This window comes from Rathayibacter sp. AY1A7 (assembly GCF_002930845.1).
Classification (GTDB): Bacteria; Actinomycetota; Actinomycetes; order Actinomycetales; family Microbacteriaceae; genus Rathayibacter.
Window position 1 is genome coordinate 87850 of record NZ_PSTL01000012.1, and the last position, 15926, is coordinate 103775.

The window sequence follows — 15926 nt, forward strand, 5'->3', positions numbered from 1 at the left end:
CGAGCAGCAGCGCCGCCCGGCTCGCTGTCAGCGGAGTGGGCTGCCGATCCGACGAACCACTGCGACTCCCCTCGGAGGAACAGCCCGCTGCTCGAAAAGGTCCGGCTCATCAGAGGGAAGCGCGACTCGGCGGTCGGTGCGGTTGATGTAGAAATCGAACCCGCTGCCGTCGATCGTCCGCCGCGAGTGGAAGACGGCGCCGACCATCTCCGACGGGAGCTCGGAGGCCACTCCGGCGGCCTCGAGAAGTTCGGCGACGACATCGAGGAGGTCATCCCCTCGGAGACGGGTCGAGACGTAGGAGGCGCTGCCCGCTCCGGCCGCGCGCCGCGTCACCGCCGGCTCGCCCGCGTGCGGTCCTGTCGCGTAGCGGCGGACCACCCGCGTCTCAGGACTGCGGAGCTGGATCCCCTCGGTCCACAGGGATCCGCGCAGGTCACCCTCCAGCAGGACGTGCTCCTCCTCGAGGAGCGGGTGGAACTCCTCCACTCGGATGCCGAGGAGGTCGCGCAGAGCACCCGGGTAGCCGCTGGCGACGACGTGGTCGTTCTCGTCGGCGATCCCCGAGAAGTACGTGGTGATCAGGTTCCCGCCGCCCTCGACGTAGCCGGTCAGCTCGCGACCTGTCCGCCCGGAGACGAGGTAGAGCATCGGAGCGACGACGACGTCGTACGGGGTCAGGTCGGTGCCCGGGGTGATCACGTCCGCGCGGACGCCCGCGTCGGCGAGCGCGCGCCACCAGTCCAGCGCCTCGCGTCGGTAGCGCAGCAGCGTGCTGGGGTGCGATTCCAGCTCGCTCGCCCACCAGGAGTCCCAGTCGAACAGGACGGCGACCGGGGCCGCCTCGCGCCGGCTCCCCGCCACATCGTCCAGCCGGCGCAGCCGCTCCCCCAGCTGGACGACGTCGCGGAACAGCTGGCTGTCCTCGCCGGCGTGGGGCAGCATCGCGGAGTGGAACTTCTCCGCTCCGGCGACGGACTGCCGCCACTGGAAGTAGCAGACGGCGTCGGCGCCGTAGGCGACGTGGGTGAGGGCGTCGCGCGCCATCTCCCCCGGCTGCTTGGGCTGGTTGACCGGCTGCCAGTTCACCGCGCTGGTCGAGTGCTCCATCAGGAACCAGGGCGATCCCTGCGCGACGCCTGAGGTCAGCGCCGCTGAGAAGGCCAGCTCGTCGAAGGACTGCTCCCCGGCGAAGCGGTAGTGGTCGTTGGAGACGAAGTCGACCTCCCGCGCCCAGTCGTCGTAGGCGGCGTGGTTCTTGCCCTCCATGATCATGAAGTTGGTCGTGACCGGGATGTCGGGGGTGATCCGCCGCAGCACCTCGCGCTCGGCGACGAGGTACTCCTTCAGGGCGTCGGAGGAGAAACGGAGGAAGTCCAGGCGCTGGGTCGGGTTCGGCAGGGCCGCCACCAGACGCGGAGTGAGCACCTCCTCGAACGAGCTGTAGCGCTGCGACCAGAACGCTGTCCCCCACGCCGCGTTGAGGCCGTCGATGCCGGTGTAGCGGTGCTCGAGCCAGGTGCGGAACGCCCGCGTGGCGTCCTCGGAGTGGTCCCAGGCGTTGTGGCAGCCGAGCTCGTTGCTGACATGCCAGGCGACGATCGCGGGGTGGTCCCGGTAGCGCTCGGCGATGCGCTCGACGAGCTCGAGGGCGTGCGCTCGGAAGACCGCCGAGGTGGGACGCCAGTGCTGCCGGCCCCCGGGCGAGAGGATCCTGCCGTCGGCGGTGACGGGGAGGATCTCCGGGTGGGCCAGCGTGAGCCAGGGCGGCGGGGAGGCGGTCGCCGTCGCCAGATCGACTCCGATGCCTCTGGCGTGCAGCAGGTCGAGGACCTCGTCGAGCCAGGCGAAGTCCCACTGGTCGGGGGCGGGCTGGATCTTCGCCCAGGAGAAGATGGCGACGGAGACGACGTCGACCCCGGCCTCCTGCATCAGCCGGACGTCCTCGGCCCAGACCTCGCGCGGCCACTGATCCGGGTTGTAGTCGGCGCCGAAGGAGATGCGCGGGGTGCGCTCCTCGCCGGTGCGGAGCCATCGGTGGTTCATGGGAGCCTCTCGTCGGTGTCCGGGCGCCGTGAAGACGGCGACCGCGGGTCGTGTGGGGTCGGGTCGGGTCGAGCGCGGGTCGAGCGCGATCAGGCGGAGCGCTGGGAGAGCGGGGAGATGACGAGCTCGTCGATCCGCACGTGGCGGGGTGCGTCGACCACGAACATCGCCGAGCGGGCGATATCGGCGGGCGCGAGCATCACCGATCGGGCCGCCGCGCCGGGGACCTCGGGCCGCTGGCGCAGGAAGTCGCTGTCGATGTCCCCGGGGCAGAGGAGTGTCGCGCGGACGCCCGAGTCCGCCTCCTGGTCGTTGAGGGTGCGGACGACCGGCGCGAGCGCCGTCTTCCCGGCGCTGTAGGCGACTCCGGCGCCGGGCGAGGGGCGCCAGCCCGCGATCGAGGAGACCACGACGATCACGCCGGATGCGGCGCGCAGTCCCGGAAGTGCGGCGTCGGCACTGCGGACGACGCCGAGGAGGTTGGTCTGCACGACGCTCGCGAACTCCGCCATCGACTGGTCCGCCCACGCCCGCCGCGGGGTGTTGGCACCGGCGGAGAGAATGACGGCGTCCAGGCGGTCGGTGCCGGTCGCGGCGGCGATCGCCTCGACGCGCTCACGGGCGTCGTCCGCGGCGACGTCGAACGGCAGCTCGAGGGCGGTGCCGCCTGCGGCGCGGACGAGTCCCGCCGTCTCGGACAGCTCGGGCGCCCTGCGCCCCGAGAGGGCGACGGTCCACCCCCGCTCCCCCAGGGCCGTCGCGCAGGCGCGCCCCACTCCGCTTCCGGCTCCTGTCACCCAGGCGACTCGCATCTCCGCGTCCATGAGATCTATAATAAGCAGACTTTTCAGAACGACGGGGGTAGGACATGCTGATGGATCTCACGGATCGGGTCGTCCTGGTGACGGGTGGCGGCCGGGGCATCGGGCGGGCGCTCGCTGAGCGGTTCGCCCTCGAGGGTGCGAAGGTGGCGGCGTTCGACGTCGCCTTCCCGGAGGGCGCGCCCGAGGGCGTCCTCCAGATCGAGGGCGACGTGACCGAGCCCGACTCCGTGGCGAGCGGCGTCGCTCGCGTCGCCGAGGAGTTCGGCGGTATCGATGTCCTGGTCAACAACGCGGGCATCAACGTCGAGGGCCGGGTGGAGGATCTCGATCTGGCCGCCTGGCGCCGCTGCTTCGACGTGAACGTCGGCGGCGTGTTCCTGATGTCGCAGGCGGTGCTTCCGCATGTGAAGGCCTCCGGTCATGGACGCATCCTCAACGCGGCCTCGTTCGCGGCGATCGTCCCCTCGGTGGGCGCGGCCGCCTACGGCGCATCGAAGGCGGCCGTCGTGCAGTTCAGCCGGGTGCTCGCCGGCGAGCTGGGGCCGTGGGGCGTCACGGTCAACGCCTACGCTCCCGGTATGATCCCGAGCGCCATGAACGGTTTCGAGACGATGCCCCAGGCGGCTCAGGACCGGCTGCTCGACACGCTGACCCTCCGCCGCTGGGGCACCGCCGACAGCATCGCCGATCTGCTCGTGTTCCTCGCGAGCGACGCCGCCGACTACATCACGGGCACGCTCATCGACGTGAGCGGCGGAAAGCTCGCCACGCAGCTCCCGCAGCGCGCCTACGAGGGAGTGGTCCCACCCGTCTCATGACTCATCAACGCTCCCTCGTCGACACCATCGGCACCGCCATCGTCGGTGGAGATCCGCCGACGGGCACGGTGCTGAACATCGAGACGCTCACTCGCGAGCACGGCGTCTCGCGGTCGGTGATCCGAGAGGCTCTGCGCATCCTCGAGACGCTCGGGATGATAGTCGCCCGCCAGCGGGTGGGGATCACCGTCCTCGGCCGCGAGCACTGGCAGCTCCTGGATCCGCGGGTCATCGCCTGGCGGTCGCACACGGACGACGCGCAGATCCAGCTCCGCGAGCTCATGCAGCTGCGCACCATCATCGAGCCGGCGGCGGCGGAGCTCGCCGCGGTCCAAGGCACGGAGGAGCAGCTGACCGCGATCGTCCGGGCCGCCGAGGAGATGACCGCGACCTACCGCGACCGGCGCGTCGCCGCGTTCACGCGGGCCGACCTCGACTTCCACTCGGCGATCGTCGTCGCGGCCTCGAGCTCCGTCCTCGCGCAGCTCTCCGACACCGTCCTCGCCGCCCTCCGGCTGCGCTACTCCGGCAGCGTGCCGGTGTTCGACGAGGAGGGCGAGCGGGCCCTGGCCATCCACGTCCGGCTCGCCGACGCGCTCACCGCACACGACGCCGGAGCAGCGGTCGGCCTCACCCGTGCGCTCGTCGATCAGACCCGGGGCCGCCTGGAGGAGCCCGTGGAGCACCCGGACGACGCGGTCGCGGCGACGCCTGGAGGCGGCGCATGAGCTCCGCCGTCCCCGCCTACTGGGAGGCCGCGGTGTGCATCCCGCCCGTGTCGCATCACGCCGAGGGCCCGCTCTGGGACCCGCGCGGCGACACGCTGATATGGGTCGACCAGTACGCGGGACTCGTCCGCTCCGCGACCCCGGAGGGTACGAGCTTCCTGCTCCGCCCCCCGATCGCCTTCGACGGTCCCGTGGGCGCCGTCGTCGGAGACGTGCGCGGCGGCTGGCTCGTTGCGGCTGCGGACGGCCTGTGGTCCCTCTCCCCAGAGGGCACCGTCTCCCCCGTCGTCGACGTCCTTCCGCGCGACGGCGTGCACCGGCGCATGAACGACGGGAAGGTCGATCCGGCCGGCCGGTTCTGGTTCGGCACGATGGCGATGGACAAGCGCTCGGGCGCCGGCTCCCTCTACGCCCTCGACCAGGGCGTCGTCACGGAGGCGGTCCCCGAGGTCACGATCTCCAACGGTCTGGCTTGGTCCCCAGACGGCGGCACGATGCATTACATCGACACCCCGACCCACCGCATCGACCGGTATCTCACGGAGGGGTCCGCCCTCCGTCGTGACGGATCGCTCGATCTGTCGTCGCGGCCAGGGAGCCCGGACGGCATGACGATCGACGACGAGGGGGCGCTGTGGGTAGCGATGTGGGGTGCTTCGGCAGTGCATCGCTACGACCCCTCCGGCGAGCTGATCGGTGTCGTCCACGTCGACGCCCCGCAGGTCTCCAGCGTGACCTTCGGCGGACCCGATCTGGACACCCTGTTCATCACGACGTCCCGCGAGGACTACTCTCCCGCCGATGCCGCCGCGCACCCTCTCGCCGGAGCGCTGTTCCAGGTGCGGCCGGGAGTCCGCGGCACAGCGGCCGTCCTGTACCGGCCCTGATCGCTCCGCGCCGATCCTCTCCGGTCCCGCGGAGCGCGGCGGCTGTCGCGGGACAGTCGATCGCGCCCTCGACCGCGCTGGAGAGCGCGGCGCGGGGAGGCCCCGCGCCGCGCTCTCGTATCGCTCAGCGACTCCGTATCACTTGTTGACGGAGAAGCCCTGCTGGTCGCCGTACTCGACGAGCTGGTCCTGCCAGTCCATCAGTCCGCTGCCGATGTCCTCGTGGTTGACGAAGGACTGACCGACGGTGTCCGGGAAGACGCTGTTGGCGTAGACCTGGAAGGGCAGGTACTGCCAGCCCGTGCTGACGGTGCGGGACGCTTCGACGAGGATCTCGTTGATCGCCTGCCCGCCGAAGTACTCGGGGGTCTGCGCCAGGAACTCGTCCGACTCGAGGTCGGCGACGGTCGCGGGGAAGCCGCCGGACTGGAGGAAGATGTCGATGCCAGCCCGACCGTCTTCACTGCGTAGGCGGCGGCGCCGAGCGCGTGAGCTCCCATGTGGGCGACGCCGGGCGCCTGTCCCGCCGACCGCGCCGCAGCCTTCGCCGCCGGAGAGATCGCCGACTGCGCCGCACGACCCGCGACGAAGCGGAGCCGGATCTCCCCTGCCGCGTCCGACTCGCCCCGCGAGAAGGCTCGGGCGCGGGCGATGCCGTCCCGTGCCCGGACGTCGTCGGGGGCCTCGGCCTCGAAGAGGGGGAGCACCCTCTCCGCGCAGTCGGCGGCCCACGCGGCGACGAGGCGACGATCGGCTTCGGACAACGACTGCGGGGACATGCCAGCACTCTCGCAGACGGCTCGAGCGTCCGTCCGTCCGGAGCCGCCCGTGGCCGCGGTCGTCGGGGCGGATGTGCCGGTAGTTCCCGCTCACCGGCGCCCGACCCGCGGAGGGGCTCGCGGCTAGAGCACGTCGGCGATCGCGGCGAACGTCCTCTCCGGGTCCTCGAGCTGCATGTCGTGGTGCACGCCCGGGAGCCGGCGCACCTGCCAGCCCCGCTGCTCGAGCCGCGCGGCCAGGGCGTCCGGCAACACCGCCGGCGACTGGTCGGAGAGCACGATCGTCGACTGGACCGCCGGCGCCTCGACCGGGACCGGATGGAAGGCGACGTCCCGGAACACGCCGACGGCCATACGCGCGTCGAACCGCTTCTTCGCGTCGTCGAGCAGCGCGCGGATCTCCGGGCTGAAGGCGGCGCGGACCGCGGCGCTCGCCCGCGCCTGCCCGAGCTGGGCGACGCCGAGCGACAACAGCGGTGCCGCCCAGAACAGCCGTCCGCGCAGGCCGCTCGTGGGGAGCGACAGGGCGAACCCGGGATCGAGGTAGACGGCCCGGCCGGGCGCGAGTCCGGCGACGGCACGCTGCAGCACCGCGCCGCCGAGCGAGTGGCCGACCACGCTGTGGAGCCCTGCCGGCAGCGTCTCGACCAGATCGGCGGCCATGTCGTCGATCCGGTACGACTCGGCCCGCGGGCTCTCGCCGTGCCCGCGCAGATCGACGGCGGTGACGGTGTGACGGCCGGTCGCGACGAGCCGCTCGACGAACGGCCCCCAGGTCGCCGCCGACGCACCGAGCCCGTGCACCAGCCCGACGTGTCGCGGTCCGGATCCGGTGGTGAGGGTCTGCAGGCGCATCCCCTGATCCTGCCCGAGACGGCGGTGCCGAGTGCAGGGAGAGACGAGGCCGACCGGGACCGCGGGCCGGGCCGATGGAGACGCCGCGAGCGCCTCCGCTCACTCGTCGTCGATGAACGGTGGGAACGGTCCGATGTCGCCGGTGCGGAGGTTCCCGTAGTAGCTCGGCACCCAGGCCTCCTCGGGGACCCGCCCGGCCACCGGTGACACGATCACGACGTGATCGAGGAACTCCTGCTCCCACACGAGGCAGTCCCGGTAGATGTGCCCGCGCAGCGGCCCGTCCACATCACTGGCCGGCAGCTCCCTCGCGTGGACGGGGAGGAAGAGCGCGTTGACCGGCGTCATCGTGATCGTGTGGTCGATGTGGGGCTGCTCCGCCTCGACCTTGTCGAGCATCGCGTCGACGAGCTGCTGAACGCCGTCGCTCACCGTGTCCTCGCTTCCTCGTCCGGGGCCCTCCGCGTCCGCGAGGCCGGCTCGCGACGACCGTACCCATCACTCGCCGCCCGGCTGAAGCCCGTGGCGCAAGCATCGGGGGCCGCGTCGCGAACCGCTCGGACGGCGTCGACGGGCGACCGGAGGACCGGGCCGGTCGACTGCGCACCCAGCGCCGATCCTCCTCCGGAATGCCCACCGGACAGGGGCCTCCGCAGGGGGTCCGCCCGGGTGCGGTCCGGGCCTACGCTCGCCCCATGCATCTCCGCACTGTCGCGATGAGGCCCGGCGCCGGCGCGCTCGGGCCGGTCGGCGCGCCGCCACGGACCGCGCTGGACGACGTGCTCGCCCACCTCGTCGCGGCGCTCGCGATCGGATCCGGCCTGCTGCTGGTGCCGGCGGGCGTCGGCGGAGTGCCGCTGCTCGCCACGGGATCGGCTGGAGCGAGCGTCTTCGAGGCCTGGACGCTGATCCGCACCACCGTGGCGCTGCAGGTCGGCATCGCCGTGCTCGCGATCGGTCTCGGCGCCGTGGCGCGGACGCGCGGTCCCGCGGGGACCCGAGCGGAGCGCTGGTGCGTGGTCGCTGCGATGAGCGCCGCGATCGGCGTGGTGCTGCTGGTCGTGCCGCCGGTCTGAGGAGCCCCCGGGGAGCGTCGCCCACCAGTCTGTCTGGGTCGCCGCGCGCGCCCGTGACCGGACCGTCACCTGGCGCCGAGCGGCGTGATCGGATCGTTGCAGGATCGGGCACCGGCTGAGGTTCTGCATAGGACACACTCAGCGACAGGGGGCGAGCGTCCCCCGCTCATGGGGAAGCCGACCGCGATCAGCGGCTCGGAGGAAGCAGGAATCGTGCGCTCTGCGCGACGACGCCACGGCGTCACCATCATCACCACTGCGGCACTGCTGGGGGCGCTCGCGTTCCCGTCCGTCGCCCTGGCCACCGAGGTCGTCCCTGACGCCGCCTCGAGCCCCGCACCGGCCGAGCCGGCTCCCACCGCGGAGCCCACCGCCACTCCGGAGCCGACCGCGACTCCGGAGCCGACTCCGACCCCGGCGCCCACTCCGGCTGCGACCATCACGCCCGTCGAGAGCGCGCAGTCGCCCCTGGCGATCGCCCTCGACCGCACCACCTACGAAGCGGGCTCGGCGTTCTCCGCGATCCCGTCGGCGGAGGGCTGGGCCGGCGGCCTGGACGTGTCCGGGACCGGTTTCCAGCCCGGCACCGTCGCCGTCGTCGTGCTCCGCGACGGCGACTCGGAGGAGGCCGTCACCACCAGCGTGATCACCGCCTCCGGCGAGCTCCGCCTCCGGGACTGGCTCCCCACCGACGCGGACGGCGTCGCGGTGGACCCCCATCTCCCGCTCCCCGGCGAGACGATCTCCGTCGTCGCGGAGGGACTCGACGCCTCCGGCGCCCGTGTCGCCTCCGATGCCGTCGAGCTGACCGTGACGCAGCCCGACACGAGCGTCGTCTTCCAGAACCGGGAGGACGGCGGGGTGCTCCCGGCCGGTGCGGACATCCAGGTCGGAGAGTTCCGGATCTACGGCGTCGTCGCCTCGTTCCGCGGATTCGACCGCGGCGAGGACGTGTCCGTCACGCTCACAGCGCCCGACGGCAGCACCTCCGCCCTCGTGCCCCCCGCGCCGACCCCGCTCTCGGGCGAGGCCTTCGTCCTGCTCGACGCCGACACCATGGCGGACCAGCTGGGCACCTTCTCCGTGACCGCCACGGGAGAGACCAGCGGACGCTCCGTGACGTCGTCGCTCGAGCAGATCCCCTCGCGCACCGCGATCCGGATCTGGCCCCAGGGGGCTTCGCCCGAGCCCGCCCCGGCGGACGGACAGCCCACCAGCGGTGGCGCTCTCCTCGGCTTCGGCGCGGACGAGACCGTCTCGATCGGCGTCTTCTCGACCTCGGGTGCGCGCCAGACGCTCACGGGCGGCGGCTCGAGCCTCGAGGTCGGCGTCGACGCGCTCGGCTGGAGCCTGATCTCCCTCGGCCAGTACCCGCTGCAGGACCCGGCGAGCGAGATCTACTGCGTCATCGCCCGCGGCACGTCGAGCGGTCTCGTGGCGAGCACCTCCTACGACTACACCCTGACGGAGGAGGACCCGATCGCCGGAGAGGCCGACTGCTCCGCCGCGGTCGCCGCGGTCACGGCGCACCCTGTCGGCGCCGGGCCCGCAGGGCACCCGGCCGGCTCCGGACCCGCTGCGCAGACGGGCGGCCACCGCCCTGTCCTCGCCTCGACCGGCGTCTCGACGACCGCGCCGCTCGCCCTGGCCGCCTTCGGCATCCTCGGCGGTCTCGCCCTGACGGTGCTCCGCCGCCGCCGCGCGTAGACGGCCGCGCACCGCGCACGACGAAGGCGCCCGGGCACACCGCCCGGGCGCCTTCGTCGTCGCGAGACCCGTCGGGTCAGTCGGACGGCACCGCGCAGGTCTCCTCCGCCGCGGTCTGGCCTGGAGCGTCGACGGCGACGGGAGCGGGATCCGTCGGAGCCGCGCCGCCGTCCGCGGGCGCCTCCTCCGCGGGCGCCTCCTCCGCCGGAGCGTCGGATGCGAGGGTCACCGGCTGGTCGTTGACGACGCGGCTCATGAGCTCGGCGCCGACCTCGGCGTTCGGCACGACCTTGCCCGGATAGTCCGGGTCGTCGAGCGCCGGGTACTGCACGAACACCATCTTCGAGAGGTCGACGTCCTTCAGTGCGAGGGCGAGCGAGATCATCGTCGCCGGGCTCGTGAGCGACGTCGACAGGTGCACGTTCGACGAGGTCGCCTGCGCGAGTCCGTAGAGGGCGGGGATGTTCGAGAGGGTGTCGGCCGAGCGGACGGTGCGCATCAGCGAGGCCAGGTACTGCTGCTGCGACGAGATGCGGCTGAGGTCGCTCTGGTCGCCGACGCCGTGGCGGCTGCGGAGGAAGGAGAGGGCCATCGACCCGGAGACGGTGGAGGTGCCGGCGGGCAGGTCGAGTCCCGAGTCGGTGTCGAGGATCGGACCGGTGAGGCAGATCGGGACGCCGCCGACGGCGTTGCTCATCTCGATGACGCCGTTGAAGGACACCCAGCCGGCGTAGGGCACCGTCAGGCCGGTGAACTGCTGCAGGGTGTCGTTGACGCAGGCGAGCCCGCCGTACTGGAACGCGGAGTTGAGCGGGACACCGGCGGCGGCCTCGGTGACGACGCCCGTCTCGGGGTCGGTGCACGCGGGACGGTCAAGGATCAGGTCGCGCGGGAAGCTGATCACCGTCGCGCTGCGGTGGTCGGCCGAGACGTGGAGCAGGATGTTGACGTCGTTGAGCGTGTCGTCGCGGACGCCGAACGTATCGCCCTGCGTGGCGTCGTTGTCGGTGCCGACCACCAGGACGTCGAAGCCGCCCTCGACCGCGCCCATCTGCACGTTCCCGGTGGGAGGAGCGACGCCCAGATCGACCGCGTTGTCGGCGACGTTCCGGCTGATGCTCACCGTCGCGATCGCCACGAGCGAGGTGGCGCTGACGGCGAGGACGCCGACCACCGCCGCGATCCCGACCACCACTGTCCGCACCCCGGACCGCCGCCGGAGCCGCCCGTGACGCACCGCGCGCTCGTGAACCCTCATGCGCTCCCACCCCTCGCCCCGCCCGCCCGTTCGCCGACGCAGTCGCTCGCCAGTGTAGGCAGGCCCCCTCCGATGCGGCGCGGAACGGCCCTGCTACCGTCGTGCGCGCATCGAGGAGCGGAGGAGGAGCCGTGGAACACCGAGTCGTCGATCCCGTCACGCAGATCGAGTGGATCGTCCCGCCGTTCGCGACGGAGGAGGACACCCTCGCCCGCGCGCGGGCCGATCGGGAGGGGCGGCTCGCCGACCTCCGCCTGTACCCGGACCACTGCGCGGAGTATCCGCTCTGGGCGGTCGACGGCCCGGTCGACGACCCGGGTGCGATCGGCGTCCCGGAGGCCCTGCACGGACCGCTGCTCCGCTGGCAGGAGCTCTGGGCCGCCGGATGCGACGTGTTCGAGGGCTGGAGGAGCGCCGAGGCGGAGGAGCACTGGCTCGCCCTCGGCCGGGAGCTGCACACCGAGCTCGAGGCCGCCCTCTGGCTGACGACCCGGGTGCTCGCCTGCTTCTGAGGACTGCTGCTCGGACATCCGCGGGAAAGCCGGCGCAACCCGTCCCCGGACCGGCCCCCGCGTGCCTACCCTGGACGGTGCGCTCTCCTCGTCTTCTGCAGCAGGTCGTCGGCAAGCTCGGCGGGCAGCGGCCCGCGGCCCCGGTGAGCCGTCGAGCGCAGCGGGCGCTCCTCGCCGAGCAGACGGTCCGCGGGGTGCTCGAGCTGGCCGTGCGGCTGGGCGAGACGCTGCTCTCGCTGGGGTCCGCGGCCGCCGAGGTGACCGAGACGATCCAGCGGGTGTGCCGCGCGTACGGCATCGAGTGCCAGGTCGACCTCACCTTCACGTCGATCCTGGTCGTGCACGACGGAGGCGACGACTCCCCCAGCGTGAGCGTGCTGCGCGTCGTCCCCTCCCGCAGCGCCGACTACGAGCGGCTCGCCCGCGTGACGGCGCTCGTCACCGCCATCACAGAGGGCTCGCCGGAGGTGCGCGTCGCCGACGCCGTCGACTCCGCCGAGGTCCGCGAGGAGGCCCGCCACCAGTTCGAGGCCGCGCACGACCGGCTCGACGCGATCCTCGTCCAGCCTCACCGCTACCGCCGCGGAGTCGTCACCCTCACGCTCGCGCTGATGGCGGCGGGCGTCGCGCTCCTGCTCGGGGGCGGACCCCTCGTCGTGCTCCTCGCCGCCGCGACGGCCGCCGCGATCGACCTGGTCAACCAGCTCCTCGCCCGCTGGGGTCTGCCCGCCTTCTTCCAGCAGATCGCGGGCGCCGCGCTGGCGACCGGAGTGGCGGTGGTGCTGCTCGCGGTCGTGCCGCGGCTGCCCGTGGAGCTGGCGGTGCTGCCGCCCGCGCTCGTCGTCGCGTCGGGGGTGGTCGTGCTCCTCGCCGGGCTCTCGTTCGTGGGAGCGGCGGACGACGCGATCAACGGGTTCCCGATCACCGCGGGCGGCCGGCTGCTCGAGGTCGGGCTGCTGACGCTGGGCATCGTCGTCGGCATCGCCGTGGTGCTCGACGGCGCGCGCTCGCTCGGGGTCGAGCTGGTGCTGGTCGACTCCTACGCCCGCCCCTGGCCGGCCGCCGTGCAGGTGCTCGGCGCCGGGGTCGCGGCCGGCGCCTGGGCGCTCTCGTCGCACACCCCGCCGCGGCCCGCGCTCATCGCCGCCCTCACCGGAGCCGGCGCGTTCCTCGTCTCCGACTCGCTGACCACCTCGGGCTTCGCGCCGCTCATGGCCAACGCCCTCCCGGCGCTGGCGATCGGCCTGCTCGGCGAGATGCTGGCCGAGCGGATGCGGGTGCCCGCCGTGGTGACGACCGCGTGCGCGATCGTCCCCCTCCTGCCCGGCCTCACCCTCTACCGCGGCGTCCTCGGCCTCACCTCGAACGCCGGCCCGAGCGCCGGGATCGAGCTCCTGCTCCTGGCGGGCATGATCGCGCTGGGCCTCGCCGGCGGAGTCACGCTCGGCCGGATCGCCTACCGCCGCCTGCGCACCCCGATCGTGCGCGCGGTGGCGCCGGTCCGCGCCCGGACCCGCCGGGACCGCGGGATCGAGCAGGCCCTCGCCGCCGACGTCCTCTACCCCGACGGCGCAGAAGCGGGGCAGACGGACGCAGGGCAGGACGCCACGGCGCCGGGCAGCGGACCCGGCCTCCCGGCGTCCGACCCGTCGGCGCCGGCCGCCGTCGACCCCGCGCCGCTGCCCGACGAGCCGGCGGCTCCCACGGAGGAGCCGTTCACCCGCACCGGGATCGTCCCGATCGTCAGCACGATCGGCGTGACGGAGCCGGTGCCGATCGTCACCGAGGAGGATCCGGCCGACCGGGGCTGACGACAGGGCCTGCTCCCGCGGCCGGCTCCTCGCCGCAGCGGGAGGCGCCGCGCCGGTCAGTCCGCGTCGCCCCGCACGACCGCGGTCCGGCGGGTGTCGATCACGATCACCGAGCCGAGCACGATCAGGGCGAGCGACACCGAGGCGAGCGTGTCGGTCAGCCAGTGGTAGCCGAGGTAGAGCCGGGCGACGATCTGGCCCGCGATCATCCCGAGCGAGAGCGCGAAGCCCCCGATCATCCAGCTCCGGGAGGAGCGGCGGGAGGCGAGGAGGAACGTGGTGATCAGGAAGAAGTCGCTCACGCCGGTGACGTGGCCGGAGGGGAACGAGAAGGTCCCGTCGGGCCCGAGCAGCATGTACTCGACAGGCGGGCGCATCCGCATCACGAGGTGCGCGGCCAGCTGCACGCTGAGCATCCCGACGAGCATGCCGCCGGCCAGGAGGATCGGCCGCCAGAGGTGCCGCGCGAGGACGAACCAGAGCACGAGCACCGCCAGGATGATGACCGGCAGGTAGACCGGCCCGAAGACGGTGGCGAGCGCGTCCATCACGACCGTGCCCTCGGCGGAGCGCTTCTCGCGGAACCACTCGGCGACGACCGGATCGAGGACGGTGAGGCCGGTGCCGCTCGCGACCTGCGCGGTGAAGGCCGCGAAGAGGACGACGCCGACGCCGATGAGGCCGAAGCCGGCCCGGTCGAGGCCGCGGCGCGCCTCCGGGGCCATCACGCGCTCCTCCACGAGGAACCGCTGGTGGAAGCGGGCGCGGCGCGAGAGGGCGGGGGTGGTCATCCGCTCACCCTAGGGCTGCGGAGGCGCCGCCGACCGGGCCGTTCGCTCAGCGTCCTGCCGTGTAGTGCGTCTGGATCTGCTCCGGCGTGAGGACCGTCGAGTACACCGCGGCGTAGCGCAGGCTCCCGCCGAAGTACGAGGAGCCGACGTTCGGCCACTGGCCGCCGAGGCTGTCGTACCCGATCTTCCAGGTGCCCGTCGTGTTCTCGGCAGTCCGGTAGGTGCTGTTGGAGGCGACCTTCACGCCGTCGACCCAGAGCGCGATGCCCGCCGTCGGCGAGAGCGTGGAGACGACGTGGTGCCAGAGCCCGTCGTTGACGGCGCGGGTGCTCGTGATGGTCTGCGCGGCACCGTTGTAGACGCCGAAGACGAGCTTGCCGTCGGCGCCGATGTAGGTGTGGCGGTCGTACTGGCCGCCGGGAGCGGTGGCTCCCGCGCTGAAGCTGAAGAGCTTGCCGCCGGCGTTCGTGGTCTTGAACCAGATCTCGGTGCTGAAGGTGCCGGGGTTCCTGATCTCCAGCGGCGTGCTCAGGTACTGGTTGGTGCCGTTCGGCGTCCAGGAGCCGCCCGCGTCGCGCGGGCAGGCCTTGGGCGTCGCGGCGGAGCTGACCATCGCGGTCGGGAAGAGGCTGGTGGAGCGGTAGGTGCCCGGGTACTGGCCGGAGTCCGTGTCGGGCGCGGTCGTCGATCCGCTCGGCTGCGCGAGCGTGTAGGAGAAGAGCGCGGCCCCGCGGTCGGCGGCGAGGGCGCCGTCGCAGGTGAAGAACGCGGCGGCGCTGCCGACCGTGTTGGCCGAGTTCAGGATCGACGCGGTGTACGCGCCCGAGGTGGCGGGGGCGGTGAGCAGCACGGCGGCCAGGGCGGCGGCGGCGAGGGCGGCGGCGACAGACCTCGGGCGGGCGAGGAGGGTGCGCAGCCGCGCGGCCGGTGAGGCGGCGGAGAGGCGGTGCCGGCTCATGCCGTCTCCTCCTCGCGGGCGGCGCGGCGGCCGCGCTCGGCGGTCCGCTCCGGCTCGCCGGGGAGGCCGACGAAGACCGTGTAGAGCACCGGGATCGCGCAGAGCAGGACGAAGAGGACCCAGCCCCAGAACGGCAGGTGCAGAGCGGAGGAGAGGGCGTAGGCGTCTCCGTCGTGCGCCGGGATCTGCAGGCGGCCGACCTGTCCGGAGACCAGGTCGACGGGGTCGGCGCCCTCGGCGCTCACGCGGATGGGGAGGACGCCCGTCGAGACGAGCGTGGCGTTCGTCGTGCCGCTGTCGACCGTGGCCTCGAGGACGACGATGCCGACGAGCGGGCGGAGCACGAAGACGGTGACGGACGCGACGAGCGAGAGGCCGAGGATCCGCATCGACGCCCGCTGGGTGGGCGAGGCGATGAAGCGGGTGAGCAGCTGCACGAGGACGGCGCCGATGATCAGCAGGGGCAGGCCGCGCACGAGCCAGCCGAGCACCGGCAGCGCCGTGGTGACGACTCCGATGAGCTGGTCCTGGCCGGTGGCCCACGGATCGACGGCTCCGTTGATGTCGCCCTGGGTGCGGAGCGTGCCGTCGTCCGCGATCTCGACGACCCGGTGGGTGTAGGTCTCGTCGGGCGTGGTGGTGGGGTGGAAGCTGACCGCGTCGCCGACCCGGACGTCCTCGAGGGCCGTCGGCTCGGTGAGGACGAGGGTGCCGACCGGAGCGGCCGTGCCCATGGAGGGCGTCTGCACGATGAACCAGCGTCCGCCGGACGCGTGGAACAGGAGCGCCGCCGCGACCAGGACGGCCAGCAGAGCGGTCGTCGTCCCGATCAGGGCGGTGCGGAGGAGGGACCGGCGGGGGCGGTCGGTGCGGGGG

At 73.0% G+C, this 15926-nt stretch carries 16 protein-coding genes; 7 read left to right on the forward strand and 9 right to left on the reverse strand.

Annotated features, from left to right (window positions below; genetic code table 11):
* Positions 1 to 27 precede the first annotated feature (27 nt).
* Both C5B95_RS10975 and C5B95_RS10980 read right to left on the reverse strand, forming a co-directional pair.
* Positions 28 to 2046: a beta-galactosidase gene (locus C5B95_RS10975; RefSeq protein WP_104349155.1), complete on the reverse strand. Its 2019-nt coding sequence runs from the start codon at positions 2044 to 2046 to the stop codon at positions 28 to 30.
* Positions 2047 to 2135: 89 nt separating this feature from the next.
* Entirely contained in the window at positions 2136 to 2870 is a 735-nt protein-coding gene (locus C5B95_RS10980; RefSeq protein ID WP_104223304.1) for an SDR family oxidoreductase, read from the reverse strand.
* Between the two features lie 50 nt (positions 2871 to 2920).
* Here C5B95_RS10980 and C5B95_RS10985 point away from each other — a divergent pair, with 50 nt between their 5' ends.
* The 3 genes from C5B95_RS10985 to C5B95_RS10995 are packed head-to-tail and all read left to right on the forward strand — an operon-like array spanning position 2921 to position 5303.
* Positions 2921 to 3688, forward strand: a complete 768-nt coding sequence (locus tag C5B95_RS10985) for an SDR family NAD(P)-dependent oxidoreductase (protein ID WP_308470860.1) — start codon at positions 2921 to 2923, stop codon at positions 3686 to 3688.
* Positions 3685 to 4416 (forward strand): FadR/GntR family transcriptional regulator, encoded by a 732-nt coding sequence (locus C5B95_RS10990; RefSeq protein WP_104349156.1) that lies wholly within the window; start codon positions 3685 to 3687, stop codon positions 4414 to 4416. Before C5B95_RS10985 ends, C5B95_RS10990 begins: the two co-directional genes overlap by 4 nt.
* Positions 4413 to 5303, forward strand: coding sequence for an SMP-30/gluconolactonase/LRE family protein (locus tag C5B95_RS10995; protein ID WP_104238876.1), 891 nt, complete (start codon positions 4413 to 4415; stop codon positions 5301 to 5303). The genes C5B95_RS10990 and C5B95_RS10995 overlap by 4 nt, the downstream gene beginning before the upstream one ends.
* A gap of 200 nt (positions 5304 to 5503) precedes the next feature.
* On the opposite strand, the gene C5B95_RS18000 is transcribed toward C5B95_RS10995, so the two are convergent.
* From C5B95_RS18000 to C5B95_RS11010, 3 genes are all read right to left on the reverse strand, one after another.
* Complete coding sequence (locus C5B95_RS18000) at positions 5504 to 6082, reverse strand: putative immunity protein (protein WP_374954256.1); 579 nt, start codon at positions 6080 to 6082, stop codon at positions 5504 to 5506.
* 123 nt (positions 6083 to 6205) lie between these two features.
* Positions 6206 to 6937: an alpha/beta fold hydrolase gene (locus tag C5B95_RS11005; RefSeq protein ID WP_104349157.1), complete on the reverse strand. Its 732-nt coding sequence runs from the start codon at positions 6935 to 6937 to the stop codon at positions 6206 to 6208.
* Positions 6938 to 7036: 99 nt separating this feature from the next.
* Positions 7037 to 7369, reverse strand: coding sequence for a hypothetical protein (locus C5B95_RS11010; protein ID WP_104349158.1), 333 nt, complete (start codon positions 7367 to 7369; stop codon positions 7037 to 7039).
* 263 nt (positions 7370 to 7632) lie between these two features.
* Here C5B95_RS11010 and C5B95_RS11015 point away from each other — a divergent pair, with 263 nt between their 5' ends.
* The gene (locus tag C5B95_RS11015) at positions 7633 to 8013 is read left to right on the forward strand and encodes a hypothetical protein (protein WP_104349159.1); all 381 of its coding nucleotides are present in this window, start codon (positions 7633 to 7635) and stop codon (positions 8011 to 8013) included.
* A 168-nt stretch (positions 8014 to 8181) separates the two neighbouring features.
* Positions 8182 to 9720, forward strand: a complete 1539-nt coding sequence (locus C5B95_RS11020) for an LPXTG cell wall anchor domain-containing protein (RefSeq protein WP_104349160.1) — start codon at positions 8182 to 8184, stop codon at positions 9718 to 9720.
* A 76-nt stretch (positions 9721 to 9796) separates the two neighbouring features.
* Here C5B95_RS11020 and C5B95_RS11025 read toward each other — a convergent pair whose 3' ends face one another.
* Positions 9797 to 10924, reverse strand: a complete 1128-nt coding sequence (locus tag C5B95_RS11025; protein WP_181068053.1) for an LCP family protein — start codon at positions 10922 to 10924, stop codon at positions 9797 to 9799.
* Positions 10925 to 11109: 185 nt separating this feature from the next.
* On the opposite strand from C5B95_RS11025, the gene C5B95_RS17505 reads away from it, so the two are divergent.
* Together C5B95_RS17505 and C5B95_RS11035 are read left to right on the forward strand one after the other, a co-directional pair.
* Complete coding sequence (locus tag C5B95_RS17505) at positions 11110 to 11490, forward strand: hypothetical protein (RefSeq protein ID WP_181068054.1); 381 nt, start codon at positions 11110 to 11112, stop codon at positions 11488 to 11490.
* Positions 11491 to 11567: 77 nt separating this feature from the next.
* Positions 11568 to 13301 (forward strand): threonine/serine exporter ThrE family protein, encoded by a 1734-nt coding sequence (locus tag C5B95_RS11035; protein WP_181068055.1) that lies wholly within the window; start codon positions 11568 to 11570, stop codon positions 13299 to 13301.
* A 56-nt stretch (positions 13302 to 13357) separates the two neighbouring features.
* Here C5B95_RS11035 and C5B95_RS11040 read toward each other — a convergent pair whose 3' ends face one another.
* The 3 genes from C5B95_RS11040 to C5B95_RS17510 all read right to left on the reverse strand — a co-directional run.
* Entirely contained in the window at positions 13358 to 14092 is a 735-nt protein-coding gene (locus tag C5B95_RS11040) for a phosphatase PAP2 family protein (RefSeq protein ID WP_104349164.1), read from the reverse strand.
* A 46-nt stretch (positions 14093 to 14138) separates the two neighbouring features.
* Entirely contained in the window at positions 14139 to 15050 is a 912-nt protein-coding gene (locus tag C5B95_RS11045; protein WP_104349165.1) for a LamG domain-containing protein, read from the reverse strand.
* Positions 15047 to 15926, reverse strand: an 880-nt coding sequence (locus C5B95_RS17510) for a S26 family signal peptidase (RefSeq protein WP_104288378.1), incomplete at its 5' end; no start/stop codon positions are given. The genes C5B95_RS11045 and C5B95_RS17510, both read right to left, overlap by 4 nt.

Excerpts from the sequence above, each read along its gene's own strand:
- C5B95_RS11005 (WP_104349157.1), bottom strand. The coding sequence starts at position 6,937 with ATGCGCCTGCAGACCCTCACCACCGGATCCGGACCGCGACACGTCGGG.
- C5B95_RS11045 (WP_104349165.1), bottom strand. The coding sequence starts at position 15,050 with ATGAGCCGGCACCGCCTCTCCGCCGCCTCACCGGCCGCGCGGCTGCGC.
- C5B95_RS10990 (WP_104349156.1), top strand. The coding sequence starts at position 3,685 with ATGACTCATCAACGCTCCCTCGTCGACACCATCGGCACCGCCATCGTC.
- C5B95_RS10975 (WP_104349155.1), bottom strand. The coding sequence starts at position 2,046 with ATGAACCACCGATGGCTCCGCACCGGCGAGGAGCGCACCCCGCGCATC.
- C5B95_RS11015 (WP_104349159.1), top strand. The coding sequence starts at position 7,633 with ATGCATCTCCGCACTGTCGCGATGAGGCCCGGCGCCGGCGCGCTCGGG.
- C5B95_RS10985 (WP_308470860.1), top strand. The coding sequence starts at position 2,921 with ATGGATCTCACGGATCGGGTCGTCCTGGTGACGGGTGGCGGCCGGGGC.
- C5B95_RS11020 (WP_104349160.1), top strand. The coding sequence starts at position 8,182 with ATGGGGAAGCCGACCGCGATCAGCGGCTCGGAGGAAGCAGGAATCGTG.
- C5B95_RS10980 (WP_104223304.1), bottom strand. The coding sequence starts at position 2,870 with ATGGACGCGGAGATGCGAGTCGCCTGGGTGACAGGAGCCGGAAGCGGA.
- C5B95_RS18000 (WP_374954256.1), bottom strand. The coding sequence starts at position 6,082 with ATGTCCCCGCAGTCGTTGTCCGAAGCCGATCGTCGCCTCGTCGCCGCG.
- C5B95_RS11040 (WP_104349164.1), bottom strand. The coding sequence starts at position 14,092 with ATGACCACCCCCGCCCTCTCGCGCCGCGCCCGCTTCCACCAGCGGTTC.
- C5B95_RS10995 (WP_104238876.1), top strand. The coding sequence starts at position 4,413 with ATGAGCTCCGCCGTCCCCGCCTACTGGGAGGCCGCGGTGTGCATCCCG.